This window comes from Actinoplanes sp. NPDC026670 (assembly GCF_040638175.1).
Lineage (GTDB): Bacteria > Actinomycetota > Actinomycetes > Mycobacteriales > Micromonosporaceae > Actinoplanes.
In genome coordinates this window covers 1-21,103 of sequence record NZ_JBEZXU010000005.1, presented here as the reverse complement: position 1 = coordinate 21,103, position 21,103 = coordinate 1, and the positions used below count along the sequence as shown (strand labels likewise).

Annotated in this window: 21 protein-coding genes, 3 tRNA genes, 1 rRNA gene and 1 pseudogene; 15 read left to right on the top strand and 11 right to left on the bottom strand. The window is 69.0% G+C overall.

The window, feature by feature from the left end; translation table 11 throughout:
- The first annotated feature begins 77 nt into the window (after positions 1-77).
- Positions 78-917 (top strand): hypothetical protein, encoded by an 840-nt coding sequence (locus AB0E94_RS06625; protein ID WP_360323310.1) that lies wholly within the window; start codon positions 78-80, stop codon positions 915-917.
- Positions 918-1,199: 282 nt separating this feature from the next.
- The gene (locus AB0E94_RS06620) at positions 1,200-1,409 is read left to right on the top strand and encodes a BldC family transcriptional regulator (protein WP_014687221.1); all 210 of its coding nucleotides are present in this window, start codon (positions 1,200-1,202) and stop codon (positions 1,407-1,409) included.
- 100 nt (positions 1,410-1,509) lie between these two features.
- Here AB0E94_RS06620 and AB0E94_RS06615 read toward each other — a convergent pair whose 3' ends face one another.
- Complete coding sequence (locus tag AB0E94_RS06615; protein WP_360323308.1) at positions 1,510-1,887, bottom strand: PPOX class F420-dependent oxidoreductase; 378 nt, start codon at positions 1,885-1,887, stop codon at positions 1,510-1,512.
- An 18-nt stretch (positions 1,888-1,905) separates the two neighbouring features.
- On the opposite strand from AB0E94_RS06615, the gene AB0E94_RS06610 reads away from it, so the two are divergent.
- From AB0E94_RS06610 to AB0E94_RS06595, 4 genes are all read left to right on the top strand, one after another.
- Positions 1,906-2,682 carry a methyltransferase domain-containing protein gene (locus tag AB0E94_RS06610; protein WP_360323306.1) on the top strand — a complete coding sequence of 259 codons (777 nt, stop codon included), beginning with the start codon at positions 1,906-1,908 and terminating at the stop codon, positions 2,680-2,682.
- Positions 2,679-3,245, top strand: a complete 567-nt coding sequence (locus AB0E94_RS06605; RefSeq protein WP_360323304.1) for an RNA 2'-phosphotransferase — start codon at positions 2,679-2,681, stop codon at positions 3,243-3,245. The genes AB0E94_RS06610 and AB0E94_RS06605 overlap by 4 nt, the downstream gene beginning before the upstream one ends.
- Positions 3,246-3,327: 82 nt before the next feature.
- Positions 3,328-3,906: a hypothetical protein gene (locus AB0E94_RS06600; RefSeq protein ID WP_360323302.1), complete on the top strand. Its 579-nt coding sequence runs from the start codon at positions 3,328-3,330 to the stop codon at positions 3,904-3,906.
- Positions 3,903-5,177, top strand: a complete 1,275-nt coding sequence (locus tag AB0E94_RS06595; RefSeq protein ID WP_360323300.1) for a PrsW family intramembrane metalloprotease — start codon at positions 3,903-3,905, stop codon at positions 5,175-5,177. Before AB0E94_RS06600 ends, AB0E94_RS06595 begins: the two co-directional genes overlap by 4 nt.
- Before the next feature lie 6 nt (positions 5,178-5,183).
- On the opposite strand, the gene AB0E94_RS06590 is transcribed toward AB0E94_RS06595, so the two are convergent.
- Positions 5,184-5,438 carry a hypothetical protein gene (locus tag AB0E94_RS06590; protein WP_360323298.1) on the bottom strand — a complete coding sequence of 85 codons (255 nt, stop codon included), beginning with the start codon at positions 5,436-5,438 and terminating at the stop codon, positions 5,184-5,186.
- A 200-nt stretch (positions 5,439-5,638) separates the two neighbouring features.
- On the opposite strand from AB0E94_RS06590, the gene AB0E94_RS06585 reads away from it, so the two are divergent.
- Entirely contained in the window at positions 5,639-5,989 is a 351-nt protein-coding gene (locus tag AB0E94_RS06585) for a hotdog fold thioesterase (protein ID WP_360323712.1), read from the top strand.
- A gap of 50 nt (positions 5,990-6,039) precedes the next feature.
- Complete coding sequence (locus tag AB0E94_RS06580; protein ID WP_360323296.1) at positions 6,040-6,429, top strand: hypothetical protein; 390 nt, start codon at positions 6,040-6,042, stop codon at positions 6,427-6,429.
- A gap of 6 nt (positions 6,430-6,435) precedes the next feature.
- Here the strand turns inward: AB0E94_RS06580 and AB0E94_RS06575 are convergent, their stop codons facing one another.
- Positions 6,436-6,744 (bottom strand): hypothetical protein, encoded by a 309-nt coding sequence (locus AB0E94_RS06575; RefSeq protein WP_360323294.1) that lies wholly within the window; start codon positions 6,742-6,744, stop codon positions 6,436-6,438.
- A 130-nt stretch (positions 6,745-6,874) separates the two neighbouring features.
- Here AB0E94_RS06575 and AB0E94_RS06570 point away from each other — a divergent pair, with 130 nt between their 5' ends.
- The 3 genes from AB0E94_RS06570 to AB0E94_RS06560 all read left to right on the top strand — a co-directional run bounded on the left by AB0E94_RS06570 (position 6,875) and on the right by AB0E94_RS06560 (position 9,673).
- Positions 6,875-7,354 (top strand): permease-like cell division protein FtsX, encoded by a 480-nt coding sequence (locus tag AB0E94_RS06570; protein WP_360323292.1) that lies wholly within the window; start codon positions 6,875-6,877, stop codon positions 7,352-7,354.
- 65 nt (positions 7,355-7,419) lie between these two features.
- A complete protein-coding gene (locus AB0E94_RS06565; protein WP_360323290.1) occupies positions 7,420-8,364 on the top strand; it encodes a calcium-binding protein in 945 nt (314 codons plus the stop codon).
- A gap of 214 nt (positions 8,365-8,578) precedes the next feature.
- On the top strand, positions 8,579-9,673 hold the full coding sequence (locus tag AB0E94_RS06560; protein ID WP_360323288.1) for a calcium-binding protein: 1,095 nt from the start codon (positions 8,579-8,581) through the stop codon (positions 9,671-9,673).
- A 59-nt stretch (positions 9,674-9,732) separates the two neighbouring features.
- On the opposite strand, the gene AB0E94_RS06555 is transcribed toward AB0E94_RS06560, so the two are convergent.
- From AB0E94_RS06555 to AB0E94_RS06520, 8 genes and pseudogenes are all read right to left on the bottom strand, one after another.
- Entirely contained in the window at positions 9,733-11,091 is a 1,359-nt protein-coding gene (locus tag AB0E94_RS06555) for a hypothetical protein (protein ID WP_360323286.1), read from the bottom strand.
- 264 nt (positions 11,092-11,355) lie between these two features.
- Positions 11,356-11,432, bottom strand: a tRNA-Phe gene (locus AB0E94_RS06550).
- A gap of 13 nt (positions 11,433-11,445) precedes the next feature.
- Positions 11,446-11,519 (bottom strand) — tRNA-Asp (locus AB0E94_RS06545).
- A 58-nt stretch (positions 11,520-11,577) separates the two neighbouring features.
- A tRNA-Glu gene (locus AB0E94_RS06540) sits at positions 11,578-11,650 on the bottom strand.
- A 171-nt stretch (positions 11,651-11,821) separates the two neighbouring features.
- Positions 11,822-12,922 carry a MerR family transcriptional regulator gene (locus AB0E94_RS06535; RefSeq protein ID WP_360323284.1) on the bottom strand — a complete coding sequence of 367 codons (1,101 nt, stop codon included), beginning with the start codon at positions 12,920-12,922 and terminating at the stop codon, positions 11,822-11,824.
- Positions 12,912-13,502 (bottom strand): annotated as a pseudogene (gene idi, locus AB0E94_RS06530) (isopentenyl-diphosphate Delta-isomerase); the annotation flags it as partial. The pseudogene idi and the gene AB0E94_RS06535, both read right to left, overlap by 11 nt.
- Positions 13,503-13,678: 176 nt before the next feature.
- Positions 13,679-15,160 (bottom strand): phytoene desaturase family protein, encoded by a 1,482-nt coding sequence (crtI, locus tag AB0E94_RS06525; protein ID WP_360323282.1) that lies wholly within the window; start codon positions 15,158-15,160, stop codon positions 13,679-13,681.
- A 25-nt stretch (positions 15,161-15,185) separates the two neighbouring features.
- Positions 15,186-16,217, bottom strand: a complete 1,032-nt coding sequence (locus tag AB0E94_RS06520; RefSeq protein WP_360323710.1) for a polyprenyl synthetase family protein — start codon at positions 16,215-16,217, stop codon at positions 15,186-15,188.
- 107 nt (positions 16,218-16,324) lie between these two features.
- On the opposite strand from AB0E94_RS06520, the gene AB0E94_RS06515 reads away from it, so the two are divergent.
- The 4 genes from AB0E94_RS06515 to AB0E94_RS06500 form a co-directional block, all read left to right on the top strand.
- Entirely contained in the window at positions 16,325-17,212 is an 888-nt protein-coding gene (locus AB0E94_RS06515) for a phytoene/squalene synthase family protein (protein WP_360323280.1), read from the top strand.
- The gene (locus AB0E94_RS06510; protein ID WP_360323278.1) at positions 17,212-18,534 is read left to right on the top strand and encodes a deoxyribodipyrimidine photo-lyase; all 1,323 of its coding nucleotides are present in this window, start codon (positions 17,212-17,214) and stop codon (positions 18,532-18,534) included. The genes AB0E94_RS06515 and AB0E94_RS06510 overlap by 1 nt, the downstream gene beginning before the upstream one ends.
- 234 nt (positions 18,535-18,768) lie before the next feature.
- Positions 18,769-20,118 (top strand): NAD(P)/FAD-dependent oxidoreductase, encoded by a 1,350-nt coding sequence (locus AB0E94_RS06505; protein WP_360323276.1) that lies wholly within the window; start codon positions 18,769-18,771, stop codon positions 20,116-20,118.
- A gap of 684 nt (positions 20,119-20,802) precedes the next feature.
- A 16S ribosomal RNA gene (locus AB0E94_RS06500) occupies positions 20,803-21,103 on the top strand; the annotation flags it as partial.

Below are 21,103 nucleotides of genomic sequence, written 5' to 3'. Positions count from 1 at the left end.
CGTAGTCGTGCGAATGGCGCGCTGATTACGTCGCGGCGGGAAGTTCCAGTCGGCCGGATTCATGAAAGGATCGCGCCGTGCCGTCACTGTTCGCGTCGTACCTACGGGTTTACGAGCCACTGACCGCCTTCGACCGGGAGCGTCAGGTCTTCTGGCGTGAGTACGCGCGCGAGGGCCGCGATCTCGGCCTGGTCGAGGGCCCCGCACGGCAGCGCACCGCCGTGCTCGAAGCTCTGGGCGCCGGCTGGACCCGGCTGCCCGACCTGCCGGACGAGGCCTACGTGCTGGAGTGGGACGGCGCGGTGCTGGTCTGCCCGTGGAACCTGCGCCTGCGGGTCGCCGAGGCCGCGCTGAACGCCCGGGACGGGGTGCCCGCGGTGCTGGCCGACGCGTTCGTCCCGCCGGTGCTGGCCGGGCAGGCGAAAGCGGTCGTGGAGGACTGGCGCAGTGGCGCGAAGGTCCTCGAGCAGGGCGTGCCGCGGGTGCACGAGCAGATCGCCACGTGGGGTGTCCCGTTGCGCTGGTTCGCGTTCGTGGATCTGGACGAGCGGGAGATCGCGCTGTCCGGCCGGCGCAAGGTGCTGCGGTACCGCACCGAGATCTCCAAGGCCCGCCGGCGGGCGCATCGGGCGGTCTCGGTGCTGCGCAAGTCGCTCGGCGACGCGCCGATCACCGAGGCGGTCGAGGAGGGGACGCGCTGGCTGGAGGAGTTCCATCCACGGTCGGTCGTGGAGCTGGACTACGGCGGTCTCGTCAACCTCCTGCCGGAGGACAGCCTGACCGAGGACGATTCCCCCGGACTGGTGGCAGCCGGACTTTCCGCACTTTCTCGCGGTGACGCTGAGTCAGCAAGCGAGGCTTACGAGAAGTTGGTTGCGCGTTGGCGCGTCGTCCAACTTCTTGAGCGATGCAATTGACCTGCGGAAATGGGACAGACGCTCACTAAACCCAGCCCGCGGGAGCGCTCCCGAAGCGAACACTCTTCGTAATCACTGCTCCTCTAAGCGTGATAATCGGGCTAAACGAGACACTATCTGGCGTATAAAACGCGCAAAAATCGGGCATGCTTCATCCGTCTATCTGGGGACGTTCGTCCGTTCGGCCCATGTCGGACATCGGGGACTAGCCGGACCATGAGAGACGCACCGGCCGGCGGGACCCCGGCCGATGTTTTTTAGGCACCTGTGGAGGAGTGACCGATGGCATCGCGTACGCACGATCCTGAGCCGCTACTAACGCCGGCCGAGGTGGCGTCGATGTTCCGAGTCGACCCGAAGACCGTTACTCGGTGGGCCAAGGCGGGCAAGCTCAGCGCTATTCGCACGCTGGGTGGCCACCGTCGCTACCGGGAGTCGGAGGTCCGTGCCCTGCTGCAGGGGCAGATCCCCACGCAGCGCCAGGGCGACTGACCGAGTCGACCGAGAACACGTCGCAAGGGGCGAACGCTGGGGAAGGCGATCGCCCCTTCTTCGTAGAAAAAGAAAGCGCCGGCAGATGCCGGCGCTTTTTCTATTCGGTCACCAGTACGGCGACTGTTCCGTCGACGCCCCGGCGCAGCCGGCTGCCGAGCATGGTGAGCCGTCCGATCATTCCGTACTTCTTCTTGATGCCGTCGCCGACCCGGATCCGGTCGGCGTGGTCACCGATCCGCGCGGCCGCCTCGATCGGCTCGCCACCGGTGGGATTGCCACGCATGTCGCAGGCGGCGACGGTGACCCGGCCACTGTTGCGGATCCGCTTGAGCTTGCCGCTGCCGGCCACCGTCCAGAAGCCCAGGCCGGCGCCGTCCGGCACGACCCAGAGCGGAGTGGCGACCGCCCGGCCGTCTCGGCGGAATGTGGTGAGAAGGACGTATTTCTCCGAGCCGAGTTGCTCCAGTGCGGTCATGCTTGAAGAGTATTGACCATGACACAGCCGGCGATCGGTGACGCCTTCGGAGAGATGATCCGCGACGCGTATGCGGTGCACACCGGGGTCGGGCGGCGGCCGCTGGCCGGCGGGCGTTACCCGCGGCCGGTGATCGAGGTGATCGAGCGCGAGGACGGCCTGATCAACGGTGCCCCGGCCGACCACTATCTGAGCGAGCCGGACGAGTGGCGATCCTTCGACCACCGGGCGGTACGGCTGTCCCGCGGCCGGATCCTCGACATCGGGGTGGGCGCCGGCCGGATCGCGATCGAGCTCCAGCACCGGGGGATGGCGGTGACCGGGCTGGACACGTCGGCCGGCGCGATCGAGGTGTCCCGGGACCGGGGCCTGCGTGACACCGTGCTGGCCACGGTCGACGAGTTCTCCCGGGCCGCCGTCCGGTACGACACGTTCCTGCTGCTCGGCAACAACCTCGGGCTGCTCGAGGGCGCGGAACGGGCGCCTGTGTTCCTGGCCGCCCTGGCCCGGCTGGCGGCGCCCGGTGCGCGGATCGTGGCCCAGGGCGCGGACCCGTACGGGACGACGGATCCACTGCACGCCGGCTATCACCAGCACAACCGGGAGCGCGGACGGCTGGGCGGGCAGTTGCGGCTGCGGCTGCGGTACCGGGAGATCGCGTCCGACTGGTTCGACTACCTGAACTGCTCCGTCGACGAGCTGAAGTCGCTGCTGGCGGGCACGTCGTGGCGGCTGAAATCGATCGACGAGCAGGATCGGCCGTATTACGTTGCCGTCATGGAGTACACCGGATGACAGATCTAAGCCGGGACCAGGTCCGCCTCAGTAAGCGGATGTCCCTGGTCCTGCGGCACCGGCCCGAGGTGGCCGGGCTCTCTCTCGACGCGAACGGCTGGGTTCCGGTCACCGAGCTGCTGACCGCCCTCGGCATGACCCGCGCCCAGCTCGACCTCGTGGTCGCGCACAACGACAAGGCACGGTTCGCCGTGCAGACCGGCCCGGACGGCATCGAGCGCATCCGCGCCAGCCAGGGCCACTCCCGGCGGGTCGCGGTCGATCTCGACCTGCCCGCTGCCACCCCGCCCGCCGAGCTGTTCCACGGGACACCGCGGGCCAACCTCGACGCGATCCTGCGGGAGGGGCTTCGTCCGCGGAGCCGGCACCACGTACACCTATCGGTTGATCTGTCGACCGCGGTGACCGTCGGTCGCCGCCGCTCGCCGGACGTGGTGGTGTTCAGCGTGGCCGCGGGGGTGATGGTGGCGGAGGGACACGTCTTCCACCGCAGTGACAACGGGGTATGGCTGACCGCGGTCGTACCGTCACAGCATCTTTCGGTAAAACGGACAAATACGTAATCTGCCAGGTCGCCCCTCCATCCACTGTGGCCGGTGAGCGGTTCTCCGGACAGCGGCGGGTAACCGCCGTTAACTTGGACGGATGGGGAGGGTCACTCGGCGTCATCTCACCGACCTTCCCGGCACCCTCGGTCTGCCCGTCGCACTAGCGGTGGCATCGATCCTGGCCGTTCTCGCCTTCGGTCTCCCCGTGCTGGACCGGGCCGTGCCGGCCGAGCGAGCCGTCGCGTCCGGGCCCTACCTGGTGGGCGCCGGGGTCACCGTGGTGCCCCCGCCCGGGGCCGTGCTCGACGTGACCGGCACCCGGCCCGGCAGTGACCGCGGGACCGTGCTGTTCCGGCTCGGCCTGGTGCGCTACGCGATCGACGTCGAACCGTTCGACGGTGACCTGACCGCGGCCGCCGTCCGGCTCCGGCAGCGCATCACCGGCATCAACGGTCACCGGATCACCGGCACCCAGCTCGCCGTCTCCACGGCCGGCGGATTCGCCGGAGTGCAGGGCGGCTACACCACGGGCGAACGGGACGGCCGGTACGCCGTCTTCGTCGCCAACGGGCTGACCATCGAGGTCATGGTCAGCGGAGACGACACCGACCTCGGCCCGGCGCTGCCGGCGATCGACGCCAGCACCCGCACCCTGCGCTACGAGACCGTTAAATGAGCGAGCCGGTCCGGCCGGGGACGCCCCGGGTGGCCACGCTCGCCCGGCAGCCCGCCTTCTGGGTGGTGATCGCCCTGCTGGCGGCGGGCGCGGCTCGAATCGCCCAGATCACCGTGATCTTCATCGACAGCTTTCCGATCGCGACGATCACCGCGATCGTGCTGTTCGGGCTTCTGGCCGTACCCTTCTGGCTGTTTATTGACGAACTGGACTTTCTGGAACGGGAACCGCCGAGCCTGCGTGTCCTCGCGTTCGCGTGGGGCGGCCTCGTCGCGACCAGCGTCTCCATTCCGGGCAGCACCGCGCTGGACAACCTGATCGCCAAACTCGGCTCACCCGACCTGGCCGCCGAGTGGGGCGCCGCCCTGGCCGGGCCCACAGTCGAGGAGATCGCCAAGACGCTCGGCGTGGTCGCCATCGTGCTGATCGCCCGCGCCCAGGTGAACAGCGTGCTCGACGGCATCGTCTACGGCGCTCTGGTCGGGCTCGGGTTCCAGATCGTCGAGGACGTGGTGTTCGCGGTCGGTGCGGTCCAGCAGGCCGGTGAGGGTGACCGGATCCAGCCGGTGATCATCACGTTCCTGGTGCGTGGCTTCCTGGCCGGTGTCTGGAGTCACACCCTGTTCGGCGCGCTGGCCGGGGCCGGCATCGGCTATCTGGTGGTCAACCGGACCCGATCCCGGGCCCGCCGGATCACCGTCGCCGCCCTCGCCCTGTTCGCGGCCTGGGCCTCGCATTCGCTGTGGAACTCGCCACTGTTCCGGGAGAGCCTCGGCGACAGCGCGGTCGCCCTGCTCGCGGTGCTGCTCTTCAAGGGCCTGCCACCGCTGCTGCTGGTCCTCTTCCTGGTCCGGCGGGCGCACGATCGGGAAGCGGCCTACTACGTGGCCATTCTGGCCACGGTCCGCGATCCGGACCTGATCACCGACGGCGAGCTGCGGGTCCTCGGTTCGCACTCCCGGCGGGGTGCGGCCCGGCGGCACGCTGCGGCGAGCGCGGGGCACAAAGCCCGGGCTGCGGTACGGCGACTCCAGCGCGCCCAGGCCGGCCTGGCCGTCGAGTTGAGCCGGGCCGAAGCCGACGTGCCGGACGACGCGACGGAGGCCCGAGCCGTGGAGGTGCGGGAGCACCGGGTCGCCCTCGCCGCCCTCGGACATCCGGAGGCGGTCGAGGGCGCGCGGTCCTGGCGGCACACCGCGTCCACCATCGGAACCGCGGTGGTCGCCATCGCGGTCCTCTGGGTGACGCTGTCCGCCCTCGGGGGTGGCTGAGCTCTGTCAGACCGTCCCGGCCGGCGGCAGGCCGCCGTCGCCGTCGACGATCAGGTCCGGGGTGCCGTCCTCGTCCAGGTCGACCATGGTCACGTCGACCTTGCCGTCGCCGTCGGTGTCGAACTGGTAGAGGTCCGGCTTGCCGTCGCCGTCGGTGTCCGACACCCAGACATCGGTACGGCCGTCGCCGTTCGCGTCGTTCGTCAACAGATCGACACGGTCGTCACCGCGCGTCTCGACCAGCTCCTGCGGCTCGCTCATACTGCTTCCTCTCGTCGGCCGCCAGCGTCCGGCGGTGTGCCCGTCAGTACCCAGCGGATCAATCGAACAGTCGCCGATCCTGTGATGGTTGTCGCTGGTGCCGGTCCTGAACGGGCGTAAGGTACGCCGACGTGGATATCGCTGAGGACGGCAAGCAACACCTGTTCACCAGCGGTGGCGGTGGTGCGCTCGCAGATCGTATGGGCATCGAGATCACCGAGGCCACCGCGGAACGGGTCGTAGGAATCATGCCCGTCGAAGGCAACACCCAGCCGTACGGGTTGTTGCACGGCGGCGCGTCCTGCGTGCTCGCCGAAACCCTCGGCTCGGTCGGCGCCGTCCTGCACGGGCAGACCGTCGACCGGCCGTTCGCCGTCGGGGTGGACATCAACGCCACTCACCACAAGGCGGCCCGCTCGGGACTGGTGACCGGAATCGCAGTTCCCGTGCACCGGGGCCGCGCGGTCGCCACCTACGAGGTCGTCATCACCGACGAAGCCGGCGACCGGGTGTGCACGGCCAGGATCACCTGCCTGCTCAGGGGTGCCTGAATTACCACGTCCGGGTGCGTTCCTTGACCGCCCGACGTACCTTTTGCAACGTGACCGACGTACCACAGCACGCATTCGACGACGCAGCGCAGGTTCTGCAGTGTGCGCTCAGCGGCGACACCGCGGCTGTGGCCGACACGTTCCACGCGGTCGTCGATCGGGACGGTGTGGTCGGCGCCTGGGATGTCGCGTGGTGCTTGGCCGCGACCATGGTCGGCCAGTTCCCGCCGGGTGGGGCGTGGACCCTGGAGTTCCCCGGGATCGATGACGCGCGATATGACAAGCGCTGGGTGGCCCGGTTCGTCAGCGCCTACGTCAACGGCGACTTCCCGACCGGTGAGGCGCTCTTCGGGGCCGCGATCGCCGACGGCACACTTCCCGACTGCCTGCTCGCCCTCGCCGGATCCACCGTCGCGACCCTGCGCCACCGGGCGGCGTGAGCGCGGTTACTTGCTCTTCAGGTAGAGAGCTTTCGCGTACTGCGCGGCGGCGGCGTTGTTGTACATCGACGCCTGCGACATGAAGAACTCGTTGTCCGCTATCGCCCGGGACGCCTGTGACGTTCCCGCCCACCGTATGTCCGCCTCCGCCTCGGAGAGCCCACGCGCCTTGAACTGCCGGCGCATCGCGATCCGCCCGGCGCGGAACGCCTCGGCCGCCTCCTCCGCGTGTTTCATGCAGGAGAGGGCCTTCTCGCTGAGCGCCTCGGCCAGGGTGTAGGCCGCGCCCTCCGCATCATTCGCAAAGCCGTTCACGCCGACGCCTCCTTGCGTCCGAGGGTGTGACCGATCCCGACAACTCTGTAGCAACCGGCGATCGCCGACAAGGCCCTTCGTGACGGGTGTGGACAACCGCATCACCGTCCGTTGATATAGCTTGCGGATCATGAATGATCCACAGCCGACAGACGACCCACCCGGCCGGCGTTGGCTGCAACTTCTCGCCGTCATCGCGGCCACGCTGGTGCTCGGCTCGATCGCCTCCACCACGGCGATGCTCCTCGCCGGCTGGCGATACGCCCCGGAACGGGAGTTCACCGTCTCGGTCGTCATGCAGCCGGATGCGGATACCGGCCAGCGCGAAGCGGTGCAACGCCGGCTCAGCGAGCTGCCGGCGGTCGACGGGGTGCGGTTACAGACACGGGAGCAGGCGTACGAGAAACTCCGTCAGCGGGTATCCGGCGACCCCACCCAGATGGAGGGAATCGAGGTCGCCACGATGCCGGAGTCACTGCATCTGACCACTGTGGGCCGAGACTTCGACTGCGGGCCGCTCCCGTCGGTCCGGAAGATGGCCGGTGTCGACCGGATCCGGGTGGTGATGCGTCCCGAAGGCAGCCGGCCCGGCGCCGAACTCGGGTGTTGAACAGGTATTGCGCCGGGCCGGTATCGTCCGGTGTCGCTCGCAAGTCTTCGAACGGGGGTTCCTCGATGAATGTGAAGCACCTTTCCGCACTCGGCGCCACCGTGGTGGCGGTCGCCTCCACCGTGCTCTTCGCGTCGCCGGCCCAGGCCGCCTCGGCCGGTCTGGCGACCGCGGGCAAGAACACCGTCAGCTTCCGTGCCCTGCTGGGCCAGACCAACAAGGTCACGGTCACCATCTCGGGTCGTACCGTCACCATCACCGACCGGGTCGCGATCAAGGCCGGCACCGGCTGCCGGGCGGTCAGCCGGACCAAGGTGCGGTGCACCACCAGCCAGGCCACCAAGACGATCAAGGTGGCGCTCGGCGACAAGAACGACTACGTCCGCAACTACACCGGCGTCTTCATGCTGGCCGGCGGCTCCACCGGCAACGACACCCTGGTCGGCGGCTCCGGCACCGACCAGTTGCAGGGCGGTTCCGGCAACGACAAGCTGTACGGCGGCAACGGCCGTGGCGAGCTGTTCGGGGACTCCGGCGCCGACTACATCGTCGGGGGCAGCGGGTACGACTACGTCGCGGCCGGTTCCGGCGACGACACCATCGCGACGGGCGCCGGCAACGACCTGATCCACGGCCAGGCCGGTAACGACACCGTCTATGCCGGTGTCGGTCACGACCAGGTCCGCGGCTGGGGCGGCAACGACCGGATCTGGGGCGGCGCCGGCAACGACTTCCTGATGGGCGACGTCGGCAACGACGCCCTCGCGGGTGAGGCGGGCGACGACATCCTGGTCGGCGAGATCTACAAGGTGGTCGGCGACAAGGGTGTGTCGTCGGGTTCGGCGACCGCGTCGGACCGGCTCTACGCCGGCGCCAACACCTCGGTCGGCGACATCTGCCTGGAGTCCTCCAGCCGGGGCAGCGCGTCGGGCTGCGAGTGGTTCACCGCGGTGGCCAACGTGGGCGCGGCGGCCGTCACGCGAGTTTCCCCGGGCACCCCCATCGAGTGACGTAGATCACTCAGTTCTCGAAAAGCGCCGGAACGGTGGCGTTCCGTCATCGTGGCAGCGTGCAAGGCCCGGCTGTTTCGGCAGCCGGGCCGTTTCGTTTCCTGAGATCGACCCACATCATCCGTTCGGCTGGTTACGTCGAAACGGTAGCGTTCTACGATCAACGGCACGGTCGGCCGATCTGCGCGCCTACCTCGACAACGGGGGAACACACATGTTCTTGCTCAACCGTCGGACCCTGGCCGCCATCGGCGTCACCGCCGCGGCGATGGGCTCCACCGCGCTCTTCTCCGCTCCGGCGCTGGCCGCCGCCCCCGCGGGCACCGCGCAGGTCTCCGGGACCGGCACGGTCGAGTTCACGGCGCTGGCCGGCAAGGCCAACGGCCTCACCATCACCATCGCTGAGCAGACCGTCACCCTGGACGACCTGGTCGCCATCACCGCGGGCCCCGGCTGCACCGCCGTCGCGGGCGACGCCACCAAGGTCACCTGCACCACCACCGGCGCCACCACCGCGATCAACGTGAACCTGGGCGACCTGAACGACTGGGTCAAGAACCAGACCGCGGTCCGCCTGTCCGCCACCGGCGGCGCCGGCAACGACACCATCTACGGCGGCTCGAACGCCGACCGGCTGGACGGCGCGTGGGGCAACGACACCATCTACGGCGGCGCGGGCAACGACTCCGTCTGGGGCGCGGCCGGCAACGACACCATCTACGGCTACAGCGGCAACGACAGCGTCTCCGCGGGCGACGGCAACGACCGGGTCTTCGGCCAGGACGGCAACGACACCATCTACGGTGGCAACGGCGTCGACGTGCTCAACGGCGGCAACGGGCTCGACAAGATCTCGGGCCAGGCCGGCAACGACAAGATCTACGCCGGCGCCGGCGAGGACGCCAACTACAACGGCGACATCGTCTGGGGCGGCACGGGCAACGACACCATCTACGGTGAGGGCGGCTCCGACGAGATCTACGGCGGCACCGGCCACGACACCATCTCCGGTGGCGCCGGCTCCGACGCCCTGATCGGCGAGTCCGGCAACGACACCCTCAGCGGTGGCGCCGGTGAGGACCTGCTGGTCGGCGAGAAGATCAACAGCAAGGTCCTGCCGGTCGGCAGCGCCAAGGCCAAGGACAAGCTGTACGGCGGGTCGAGCGTCGACCTGTGCATCGCGCTCAAGGGCGCCAAGTACTCCGGTTGCGAGTACAAGAAGTGGTCGGACTACCTGAACAGCTTCGGTGCCAGCAGCCTTGCCGCGAAGCCGTCGGCTCTCGAGGTCCGTCTGGCCCGCATCGCCTGATCGGTCACCTGCACGTACAACGGCCCGGCCACTCGGCCGGGCCGTTGCGCGTTCACGAGTCAGCTCGGGAACGAGTCGGGATCGACGTCGGACGAGCTGGCGTTGCCACCCAGCCGCACCTTCAGGCTGAGCTCCCAGATCGTGTACTGCCGGGAGGTGGTGGTGAACTTGAAGCTGGAGTCGAACTTGCTGAACTGGCAGTTGCGGGTGAAGCGCTTGCCGTCCCAGTCCGCGCCGGAGGACATGAACACCTGGTAGGTGCCGTCCTTGATGCGGCCGGTGGTGACCTTCTTCTGCCCCCGGATGTAGACCGACACGGCCGGCTTCTTGGAGCCCACCTTCACCAGGTTGATCACGGTGTCCACATTGTTGCCGTTGTCGACCTTCAGCTCGCCGCTGCCCCCGGTGGTACGGGTCAGGTAGCTGCCGTTGGCCTTACGGCGGTTCTGATCCTTGGTCGCCGCCGGAAGGAACGAGCCGAACCGGTACTTCGCGGCCGGATCGGCGGCACTCAGCGCGGTGATCGCGGACCGCAGGTCGGTGGCCCCACCGGCCCGGCTGAGCGCGGCGCTGGCCGACCCACCGGTGCAGACGCTGCGGCTGTCCGCGGCACTGGACACCTCGCTCAGATCGCTCTCCAGGGCGGAGAGCGCGGAGACCAGGTCACGGTGTGCCGAACTGACCGAATCCGGCACCGTCAGGGCGGACAGGGCGGACGTCTGGGCGCTCACAGTCTGGGCCAGGGCGTCGGCGGCGCTGGACACCGCCCGGGGCGAGGTGGCCGACTTCAGCTTGCCGACGGCGGCGGACAACTGCTTGTTCGCCTCGTCGAGTGAGGCCTGGAAGCCGGCCGGATCGAGCGGCGCCGTCGTGGGGACCGCGGTCTCGGTCGACTGGGTGGCCGCCGTGGTGGAGGTCGTGGTCGTACCGCTGGTGTTGTTCGTGGTGTTGGCGTCGCTCTCCCGGAACAGCGTCGGCACCAGACAGATCCCGGCGACGAGGGCGACACCCACGGCGCCGGCGATGACCCGGGCACGCGTGCCGAACCGGCGCGGCGGCGCTGTGGCATAACCGGGTGCGGCATAACCGGGCTGGGGATAACCGGGCTGGGCATAACCGGGCTGGGTGTAGCCGGGCCCGTACGAGGGCGGCGGCGGGAACGGGCCGGCGGGAAGAACCCGGATGGCCACGGACACGGTTCGGGTGGATGTCGCACCGGTGGCCGGGTCGACCCAGGGCAGATCGACGTTCTGCACCATGCCGTCCTGGGCGCCGGGCGGAAAATAAATCATGACGGGCGACCCGTCGGGCGGCATGGCGATCGTCTTGGCCACGCCCCCCGCGGCCTCGGCCGCACTCAACTCGACGACGACGTCCGCAGGTCGATCAGCGAAACTACCCCCCGTATTCACGTCCATCCCTAGAGTATTGAAGGGTCGCGCAAGTTAGTCCATCCACGGTTTTGATCCAGAACATCGAGAGGCGCAACTCGGGCAGCCCGCGTCGGGCACACCTGGCGCACCGGCAGCGTGGGCACCTGTGGCCCGAACCGAGCCACAGATACCCACGCGGGCTGGCTCCGCGGAGCGCGTTGTGAGCAACCGGCAGGATCAGACGCTGAACCGGTCGATGAAATGAAGAACGCCGACCCGCGTTTCCGCTGGTCGGCGTATCTTTGCTCTTGGTGGCCAGGGGCGGGGTCGAACCGCCGACCTTCCGATTTTCAGTCGGACGCTCGTACCAACTGAGCTACCTGGCCGTGAACTTACTTGCGGTCCTGACGGGACTTGAACCCGCGACCTCCGCCTTGACAGGGCGGCGAGCACTCCAACTGCTCCACAGGACCTTGCTATGTAACTGTCTTGCCTTGGCTTGCCAGTGGCTTGCGACCACTAACTTACCAGTACCCCCAACGGGATTCGAACCCGTGCTACCGCCTTGAAAGGGCGGCGTCCTAGGCCACTAGACGATGAGGGCAACTTCCGCCATCATTGCACATCGCGCTGGCTGCGCGATCGGCAACGCTTGGTGGTCTCTAGCCCCAACCGCGCCCCCCGCTTGAGGCATGCAAAGCATATGCGATGCCTGTCCTGATCTTCAAATCGGTATCCCCCTTTCTTGCAAACATCACTCTGACCTGGGAAAACGTCAGGCGTTCGCGGCGGAGGCGACCTGAACCGCCTCGGCCAGGCCGCTCAGCGGGGTCGCCGTGGGGGGCAGATCGGCGATCGGCCAGCCCGGTCCGGCGGCCGCGACCACGAGAGGCGGGTGCGGCCGGGACAGCAGGCGCTCCAGCTGGGTCACGTCACCGGTGCCGGGCAGTTGGGACCACAGGACCACCACGGCCGGCCCGGTACGGTCCACCGCGTCCAGCAACGCCCGAGACGGCACCCGTGCTCCCAGGAGCCGGCTGGGTACCCCGTTCTCGGCCAGCGCGGCTGCCAGCGCCTCCAACGGCAGGGTGTGCTGTTCCTCGTCGGCCGCGGCGAGCAGGATCCGCGGCGTCAGGTCTCGGGGCGGGCGGGGCACGGCGCTGAGCGCCTCGGTGACCGAGCGGGACAGCAGGTGCTCGACCTCGACGAACCGTTCGGTGGCCTCGTAGCGCTCACCGATCCCGATCAGGACCGGCATCATCACGTTGTTCCAGGCGGAGATCACGCCGCGATGGGTGACCGCCGATTCCAGGATGTAGCGCATCGACGGCGTGTCCAGCCGCATCGCCGCCCGTGCCAGCCCGCGGGCGGCCGGATCGGCGCGCGGGCCCAGGGCGATGGTCTGCCCACCGCCGGCCCGCCCGTCACCGGGAGCCGCATCCGGGATCAGCGCGCCCGACTCGACGAGCGACAGGATCGACTCCCGCGCGGCGGCCGCAGCGGCCCGGAGCACGGGTTCGGCCGAATCTGCGGGAGCGACCGCCCCGGCGAAGGAGGCCAGGTGGGACGCCGAATCGTCCGGGGCCGAATGGGTGGAGGGCGACGGGTAGACCACCCCCTCCGGACGCGAGATGTCCGGAATGGACTCCGGGGTTCGCCGCGCCCAGGCCGCCGCCTCCGCCGGGGCCACGCCCTGAGCGGTGAGCCGCTGCATGACCTGCAGACGGACCATGTCCTCGACGGTGTACCGGCGATGATGACCGGGCTCGTGCCGGCTCGGCCCGAGACCGTACCGCTGATGCCATGTGCGCAGCGTGGTCACCGCGACGCCGAGGCGGCGTGCGGCGGCGCCGGCGCTCAGGCCGTCATTTGCCACCCGACCGCTCCGCTGCCGATTCGGTCGATGCGACCGAGGTCCGTGGGTCGAGGTGGTCGGCCAGGCGGCGGGTCACCCCTTTCAACCAGGGCGCGTACGCCGTAGGCGCCTCGCCGATCTCCCGCAGGATCGTGTCGACCGTCACCCATCGAAGCTCCGCCACCTCGTCCGGGTCGGGCCGGAACGCCGTGTCGGCAGGCACGTCACCGAGGAGAACGTGGTCGTACTCCCGCTCGACACGCCCAGTGACGGGATCCTCGGCGAAATACACGTAGACGCCGACCTCGCGGAGTGTGACGTCCGAGACATCGAGTTCCTCACGCAGTCGCCGCCCGGCTGAGACGGTGACCTCCTCACCCGGAACCGGATGCCCGCAGCAGGTGTTGCCCCAGCGCAGCGGGAACCGGGTCTTCACCGCGGCCCGCTGTTGCAGCAGCACCCGCCCGTCGGGCCGGCGCAGAAAGACCGAGAACGCCCGGTGCAGCATCCCGGGCGCCTCATGCGCGTCACGAACCGTGGCAGTCCCGGTGAACACACCCTCCCCGTCGACGAGCTCGACAAGCTCAGCCTCCCGAGACGAGGCCGGGCCGGAAGGGGACGAGGGCGGCCCGGAGGAGGGCGAGGCAAGGTCGGAGGAGGGCGAGGCTGGGCAAGCGGGAGACGACGCCGGGCCGGAAGGTGGCGTGGCCGGTGGGGAAGAGGCGGTGGCCGGGGGGACCGGGCAGGAGGCGGTGCCGGCGCGCGGCGAGGGAGCGGTCATGCGGGACCTCCGGTGATCCGGTTGGCGGCCAGCTTCCCGGAGATCAGGACCATCGGCACGCCCACCCCGGGCTGGGTGCCGGACCCGGTGAAGACGACGTTGGGCAGGGTCGGGTGCAGGTTGGACGGACGGAACGGCCCGGTCTGGGCGAACGTGTGCGCAGCCGCGAACGGCGTCCCGGCGGCCATCCCGTCGTCGGCCCAGTCGGCCGGCGTGATGATCCGCTGCACCTCGATGCCGTCCCGGAATCCGACATAACCGCGCCCTTCGAGGACCCGGAGCAACTCGTCGGCGTAGCGCCGGTCCATGCCGGCACGCCAGTCGATCGGCCCGGCTTCGAGGTTTGGGGTGGGGGCGAGCACGTAGTAGGTCTGCCGCCCGTCGGGAGCCGCCGTGGCGTCGGTGTGTGTGGGGTTCGTCACCAGCAGGGACGGGTCGCTCATCAGGAGACCCTTACGGATCACCTCGTCAAAAGTGCCTTTCCACGCCGTACCGAAATGGATGTTGTGGTGGGCGATCTTGGAATAGGCCTGGCTGGAACCGATGTGCAGGACCACGCACGACGGTGAGTAGCGAAGTCGCCGCTGGCGGCGAGCCGGGAGCAGGTCGCGGTAGGCGACCGGCAGGTCGGGGTTGAGGACGACGACGTCGGCCGGGATGTGCTCGCCGTCGGCGGTGACGACGCCTGTGGCGCGGCCGTTCGAGGTGAGGACCCGTTCGACGGTGGTGTCGTAGCGGAACGTGACGCCGTGTTTCTCGGCGGCGCCGGCCAGCGCTTTCGGCACGGCGTGCATGCCGCCCTTGGGGAAGTAGACCCCGGCGACCGAGTCGAGGTAGGCGATCACCGCGTAGATGGCGAGCGCGTCGTGCGGGGCCAGCCCGGCATACATCGCCTGGAACGAGAAGATCCGCTGGGTCCGGGGGTCGCGGAAATACTGGTCGATCTTGGGTTGGAGCCGCCGGAACGCGCCCATCCCGAGGAGTTTCAGCAGGTTGAGGTTGAGCAGGTCGACCGGGGTGTCGAGGTTGCGGTCGATGAAGTGGTCGCGCTCGAGCTGCCAGAGCTGCCTGGTGAAATCGACGAACCGCAGGTAGCCGTCGGCCTCGCGGGCGCCGCAGACCCGGGCGATCTCGGCCGCCATCCGGGTGGTGTCGGTACGCACGTCGAGCGTGGACCCGTCCGGGTAGTAGGCGCGGTACGCCGGGTCGAGCGGGCTCAGCTCCAGCCAGTCGCTCAGGTTCTCGCCGACGGCCTGGAGGGGTTCGGCGATCAGTTCGGGCATGGTGAGCACGGTCGGACCGGTGTCGAAGTCGTACCCACCGACGGAGAGCCGCCCGGCCCGCCCGCCCGGCACCGGCTCCCGCTCGACGACGGTGACCTGCCGGCCGGCCGCGGCCAGGTGCAGGGCGCAGGCGAGACCGCCCAGCCCGGCGCCGACGATGACGACCCGGTCGGTGGGTCCGGTCACTATTCGCACGTCACGGCTCCAAAAATAAGATTCATCATGCCGGTCGGTGGGTGACCGCGGTGGCCAGCTCGATCAGGGCGGCGCGGGCTTCGGTGCGGACCGGGGCCTCGGCGATGGCCGCGACTCCTTCGTCGACTCTGGACCGGATCATCTCCTCGACCTGGGCGGGCGCCCCGGTGGCCGCGATGATCTCGGCCTGTCGTGTGATGCCGGCCACTGCGAACTCGTCGAGCTGGGCGCTGGTGGCGAGCTGCCGGGCCAGCATGAGCACGGTGGTCGGCTTGCCGGTACGCAGATCGTCGCAGGCGGGTTTGCCGGTGATCGCCGGATCGCCGTAGACGCCGAGCAGGTCGTCACGGAGCTGGAAGGCCTCACCGACGGCGAGACCGTAGATCCGGTAGGCCTCCTCGAGCGCGGGATCACCGCCGGCGGCGAGAGCCAGACCGAAGCCGAGCGGCCACTGCACCGTGTAGCTGGCCGTCTTGTGCCGCGCGACGAGCAGTGCCCGGTCGACCGACCAGGCCGCCGGATCGGTCTCGCCGAGCACGTCGAGATACTGCCCGGCGACCGCTTCGACCCGCATCCGGTCGTAGCGGGTCCGCACGTCGAAGAGGGTGGCGGGGGGCAGCGCCGTCCGGGCGAGCAGCTGGTCGGCCCAGACCAGGCACAGGTCGCCGACCAGGATCGCGGCCGAGTCACCGAACCGGTCGCCGTGCTGGCCGGCGAACAGCCGGTGAGCGGTGGGCCGGCCGCGCCGGGTGGCGGACCGGTCCATCAGGTCGTCGTGGACCAGCGCGAACGTGTGCATGAGTTCAAGAGCGCCGAGAGCGGGTAAAACGCCCTCCACCGGTTCGGCGGAACCGACGACGCCGCGCCAGCCCCAATACGCGAAGGTCGGCCTGATCCGTTTGCCTCCGGCCATGACCAGGTCACGGGTTGTCCTGGCGAATCCACCCAGGGCCGGGTCGACGGTGTCGAGGGAGGCGATCTGGCAGGCGAGGAAGTCGGCCAGCGTGCCCTCGACGGCGCCGATCAGCGCTCGGTGCGAGACCGGCTGGCGAGGGATCGCTTCGAGACGGTTTCCCTCGAGGGTGTGATTGGCCACGCTCAGTACCGTACCCTAACTTCTGAAGTTGCGTCGATTCGTGCGTCGATTTAGCCGGAGGTCCCGGAGTGGAAACCGATCTGGCAGCTGCCTACGAGCGCTGCCGTGAACTGCACCGTGAGCACGGGCGGACGTACTACCTGGCGACCCGGTTGCTACCGGCGTGGAAGCGGCGGCATGTGCACGCCCTCTATGGATTCACCCGATATGCGGACGAAATCGTCGACCGGACCGAGTCCAGGCCCTCCGCCGAGCGAGCCGCCCTGCTCACCGAGTGGTCGACCCGCTTCCTCGACGGCCTCCGCGGCGAACCCACCGACGACCCGCTCCTGCCGGCCGTCCTGCACACCATCGCGGTCTTCGACCTGGACCTCGAAGACTTCGAGAAGTTCCTGCGCAGCATGACGATGGACATCACCGTCACGGGCTACCGCACCTACGACGACCTGCTCGACTACATGGAGGGCTCGGCCGCGGTCATCGGCACCATGATGCTGCCCATCCTCGGCTCCTCCGACCCGGCCGCCGCCCGCGAACCGGCCCGCCAGCTCGGCTTCGCCTTCCAGCTCACCAACTTCATCCGAGACGTCGCCGAAGACCTCGAACGCGGCCGTGTCTACCTGCCCGAGGACCACCTGACCGAGTACGGCGTGACCCGCCGGACCCTCCAGGAGGGCATCGCCACCCCCGCCGTGAAAGCGCTGATCAAAGCCGAGGTCGCCCGAGCCCGCGAGCATTACGCGCTGGCCGCGCCGGGCATCCCGATGCTCGAACCCGCCTCGCAGGCCTGCATGCGCACCGCCTTCCAGCTCTACGGCGGCATCCTCGACGAGATCGAGGCGGTCGACTACGACGTCTTCGGCCGCCGCGCCACAGTCCCCAACCGCCGCCGGGCCGCAGTCGCCGTGCGCAGCCTCCTCACCCGGCCCGGCACGCCGGTCCAGCTGGCGGCGTGATGGGCACCGCAGTGGTCCTGCTCACCCGGGACCTGCGCGTACACGACAATCCGGCCCTCGCCGCCGCGGCCGCCGCTGACCGGACCGTCCCCCTCTACGTGCTCGACCCGAAACTCGCCGGCCTGTCGCCGAACCGCACCCGTTTCCTCCACCAGAGCCTCGCCGACCTGCGCGAACAGCTCCGTGGGAAAGGCGGCGACCTGATCGTCCGAGAGGGCGACCCGATCGCCGAGACGATCCGTGTCGCCCGGGACACCGGCGCCGAGACGATCAACCTGGCCGCCGACGTCAGCGGGTACGCCCGCCGCCGCGAACAACGCCTCCACGACGAGTGCGAACGCCACCGGATCGACCTGCGACTGCACTCCGGCGTCACCGTCGTCGACCCCGGCGCGGTCCGCCCGGGCGGCGGCGGAGAGTCCTACAAGGTCTTCACGCCCTACTTCCGCTCCTGGTCAGCGGCCACCTGGCGGAGTCAGGCGGCGACACCGAAACGGCTCACCCTCCCCGACGGCGTCACCGTCGGCCGCCTGCCCGGCCTGCCGGCCGGCGAATCACCGCACGCCTGCGAGGGTGGCGAGACCGCGGCGCGGCGCCGGCTCACCACGTGGATGCGGCAAGACATCGATGGGTACGCGGAAGCGCACGACGATCTACCCGGCGACGGCACGAGTCGACTCAGCCCGTACCTCCGCTGGGGTTGTCTCTCCCCACTCGCCCTCGCCGAAGCGGCCCGCGACCGTGGCGCCGACGCCTTCGTCCGCCAGCTCTGCTGGCGCGACTTCTACTACCAGGTCACCTGGACCTTCCCGCAGCTCTCCACCAAGGCGATGCGTCCGGCCGCCGACCGCGACTGGCGCTACGACGACGACGCCCTCCAACATTGGCAAGACGGGCTCACCGGAGTGCCGATCGTCGACGCCGGCATGCGCCAGCTGCGCGAAGAAGGCTGGATGCACAACCGGGCCCGGCTGATCACCGCGGCCTTCCTCACCAAACACCTGGGCATCGACTGGCGGCCCGGTGCCGCCTGGTTCTTCCGCTGGCTCCTCGACGGAGACGTGCCGAACAACTCGGGAAACTGGCAGTGGACCGCCGGCACCGGAAACGACACCAGGCCCTACCGACGCTTCAACCCGATCCGCCAGGCACTCCGATTCGACCCCGAAGGCGTGTACGTTCGTCGTTACGTACCTGAACTGAAGGGGATCGACGGCGCCGCCGTGCACCAGCCGTGGCGTCTCCCCGAGTCGGAATTCCGTGGCCTCGGCTATCCCGGCCCACTCGAATCACACCGGGACGAAGCGGTCTGGCTGCGATAACGGGACCCGCCGGCGGTTGCGTCCGTCAAACCTTCTTCCGGCGGGTCTTTAAACACCGATTGGCGGCCATGAGAATGGTGAGCGCCAGCCAACGCCCGCCATCGCCCCCTCATGGCCGCCACTTCCTCGGTGTGACCCGTTCCGCTTCTTCGGTGTGACCCGCTTCCGCGAAGGTTCTGAATCGGCCACCGCGCCGCCCACATGAGGAAACCCATCGGTGGTTAGCTGAGACCCATGGGCGACGTGCGGAACGTGGACGTGGTGGTCATCGGACTCGGCGTGGGCGGCGAGGAAGCCGCCGGACGACTCGCCGCAGCCGGGCTCGACGTGATCGGGGTGGAACACAACCTGGTCGGCGGCGAATGCCCGTACTGGGGCTGCATCCCGACCAAGATGATGGTCCGCGCCGGATCCGCGCTCGCCGAGGCCCGCCGCATCCCCGGCCTCGCCGGCACCGCCACCGTCGAACCCGACTGGGCGCCCGTCGCCCGCCGTGTCCGCGAACAGGCCACCGACGACTGGAACGACAAGGTCGCCGTCGACAGGTTCACCGGCAAGGGCGGGACCTTCGTGCGGGGCCGGGCCACCATCACCGGTCCGGGCCGCGTCCGGGTCGGCGAACAGGAGTACGCCGCCTCGCGCGCCCTGGTCGTCGCCACCGGCACGGTCGCCGTCATCCCGCCGATCGACGGGCTCGCCGGCACCCCGTACTGGACCAACCGCGAAGCCGTCGAGACCACCACCCTGCCGGAGTCGCTCGTGATCCTCGGGGGCGGCGCGATCGGCTGCGAGTTCGCCCAGGTCTTCGTCCGGTTCGGGGTCCAGGTCACGATCATCGAGGGGTCCGGCCGGATCCTCGCCATGGAGGAGCCCGAGTCGTCCGAGGTGGCCGCCTCGGTGATCGGGGCCACCATCCGTACCGGGGTTCGCGCCACGAAGGTCTCCCACGACGGCGGCTTCACCGTCGAGCTCTCCGACGGCAGCACCGTCTCCGGCGAGAAACTCCTCGTCGCCACCGGCCGCGCCGCACGCCTCGGTGACCTCGGCCTGGAGACCGTCGGCCTCGACCCGTCGGCCCGCTTCCTCACCACCGACGACCGGATGCGCGCCGGCGAGGGCGTGTGGGCGGTCGGCGACGTGACAGGCAACGGCGCCTTCACCCACATGGCCATGTACGAGGCCGACATCGCCGTCCGCGACATCCTCGGCCAGGGCGGACCCGGCGCCGACTATCGCGCCCGGCCCCGCGTCACCTTCATCGACCCGGAGATCGGCGCGGTCGGTCTCACCTTCGCACAAGCCTCTGAGCAGCTCGCGAACGTCAAAGTTGGCCACGTCCCGCTGAGCTACACCTCGCGAGGCTTCGTGCACGGACCCGGCAACGAGGGTTTCATCAAGGTCGTCGCCGACATGGACCGGGGTGTCCTGGTCGGCGCCACCACCGCCGGGCCGGCCGGCGGCGAGATGATCGGGGCGCTCGCTGTCGCCGTCCACGCCGAGGTGCCGATCACGACTCTGCTTAGCCAGATCTGGGCGTACCCGACGTTCCACCGCGGCATCGGCGACGCGCTCAAGGCTCTCTGAACGCCGGGCGGGCACCGCCTGAACGCCGGGCGGGCGCCGCAACTGAATCTTGCGGCAGGCACTCCGTCCAGATCGAACGCCTCGTCCGCCCTCATCGGGGTCGGCCTGGCCGGAGTGCATCCAACCGCCTGCCGGGTCTTAACCGCGCGGCATTGGGGATGGGAGGTGCCTGCCTCCCCGCAGTCTCTCGTCCTGTCTTCATCCCTGGCGGATGACTTCCTTGGCTGCATTGCATGGCTTTGACCTGCGGAAACGACTAAGGGTGACCCCCGATTTGGAGCCCCAGAAACCAGCGGGTAATGTTTTGGGAGCCGCCAGGGAGACGGGCGAGCGAGCGGGACCTGAACTTTGGGGCCCGGCCGGCCGTCCTGACGGAAAACCTTCGAACTTCGGATCACGGCCTAGCCGTGCGCCTGAGTATGGAGGTACTAGGGCAGATCGGGTCCAACCGGGAGAAACCGGTTGACAACACCGAGAAGGACTAGTAAAGTGGAGCGAGTGCCCCGGGGAAGCGGGCCGCGGATGCGGATCGGTTTCAAGGTGTGCGGTTGTTCTTTGAGAACTCAACAGGGTGCTTGATAAGCCAGTGCCAATTATGGCAATACCCCGGCTTGTCGTTTAGGCGATAAGCGGGAGATTCCTTTGGCAACATTTTTGTTGCCGGGATGAGTTTTTCAACAGATTTTGTTGGAGAGTTTGATCCTGGCTCAGGACGAACGCTGGCGGCGTGCTTAACACATGCAAGTCGAGCGGAAAGGCCCTTCGGGGTACTCGAGCGGCGAACGGGTGAGTAACACGTGAGTAACCTGCCCTGGACTTTGGGATAACCCTCGGAAACGGGGGCTAATACCGAATACGACACTCTGCCGCATGGTGTGGGTGTGGAAAGTTTTTTCGGTCTGGGATGGACTCGCGGCCTATCAGCTTGTTGGTGGGGTAATGGCCTACCAAGGCGACGACGGGTAGCCGGCCTGAGAGGGCGACC

Excerpts from the sequence above, each read along its gene's own strand:
- AB0E94_RS06595 (WP_360323300.1), top strand. The coding sequence starts at position 3,903 with ATGAGCGAGCCGGTCCGGCCGGGGACGCCCCGGGTGGCCACGCTCGCC.
- AB0E94_RS06560 (WP_360323288.1), top strand. The coding sequence starts at position 8,579 with ATGTTCTTGCTCAACCGTCGGACCCTGGCCGCCATCGGCGTCACCGCC.
- AB0E94_RS06605 (WP_360323304.1), top strand. The coding sequence starts at position 2,679 with ATGACAGATCTAAGCCGGGACCAGGTCCGCCTCAGTAAGCGGATGTCC.
- AB0E94_RS06505 (WP_360323276.1), top strand. The coding sequence starts at position 18,769 with ATGGGCGACGTGCGGAACGTGGACGTGGTGGTCATCGGACTCGGCGTG.
- AB0E94_RS06555 (WP_360323286.1), bottom strand. The coding sequence starts at position 11,091 with ATGGACGTGAATACGGGGGGTAGTTTCGCTGATCGACCTGCGGACGTC.
- AB0E94_RS06620 (WP_014687221.1), top strand. The coding sequence starts at position 1,200 with ATGGCATCGCGTACGCACGATCCTGAGCCGCTACTAACGCCGGCCGAG.
- AB0E94_RS06510 (WP_360323278.1), top strand. The coding sequence starts at position 17,212 with ATGGGCACCGCAGTGGTCCTGCTCACCCGGGACCTGCGCGTACACGAC.
- AB0E94_RS06610 (WP_360323306.1), top strand. The coding sequence starts at position 1,906 with ATGACACAGCCGGCGATCGGTGACGCCTTCGGAGAGATGATCCGCGAC.
- AB0E94_RS06590 (WP_360323298.1), bottom strand. The coding sequence starts at position 5,438 with ATGAGCGAGCCGCAGGAGCTGGTCGAGACGCGCGGTGACGACCGTGTC.
- AB0E94_RS06600 (WP_360323302.1), top strand. The coding sequence starts at position 3,328 with ATGGGGAGGGTCACTCGGCGTCATCTCACCGACCTTCCCGGCACCCTC.
- AB0E94_RS06565 (WP_360323290.1), top strand. The coding sequence starts at position 7,420 with ATGAATGTGAAGCACCTTTCCGCACTCGGCGCCACCGTGGTGGCGGTC.
- AB0E94_RS06585 (WP_360323712.1), top strand. The coding sequence starts at position 5,639 with ATGGGCATCGAGATCACCGAGGCCACCGCGGAACGGGTCGTAGGAATC.
- AB0E94_RS06570 (WP_360323292.1), top strand. The coding sequence starts at position 6,875 with ATGAATGATCCACAGCCGACAGACGACCCACCCGGCCGGCGTTGGCTG.
- AB0E94_RS06615 (WP_360323308.1), bottom strand. The coding sequence starts at position 1,887 with ATGACCGCACTGGAGCAACTCGGCTCGGAGAAATACGTCCTTCTCACC.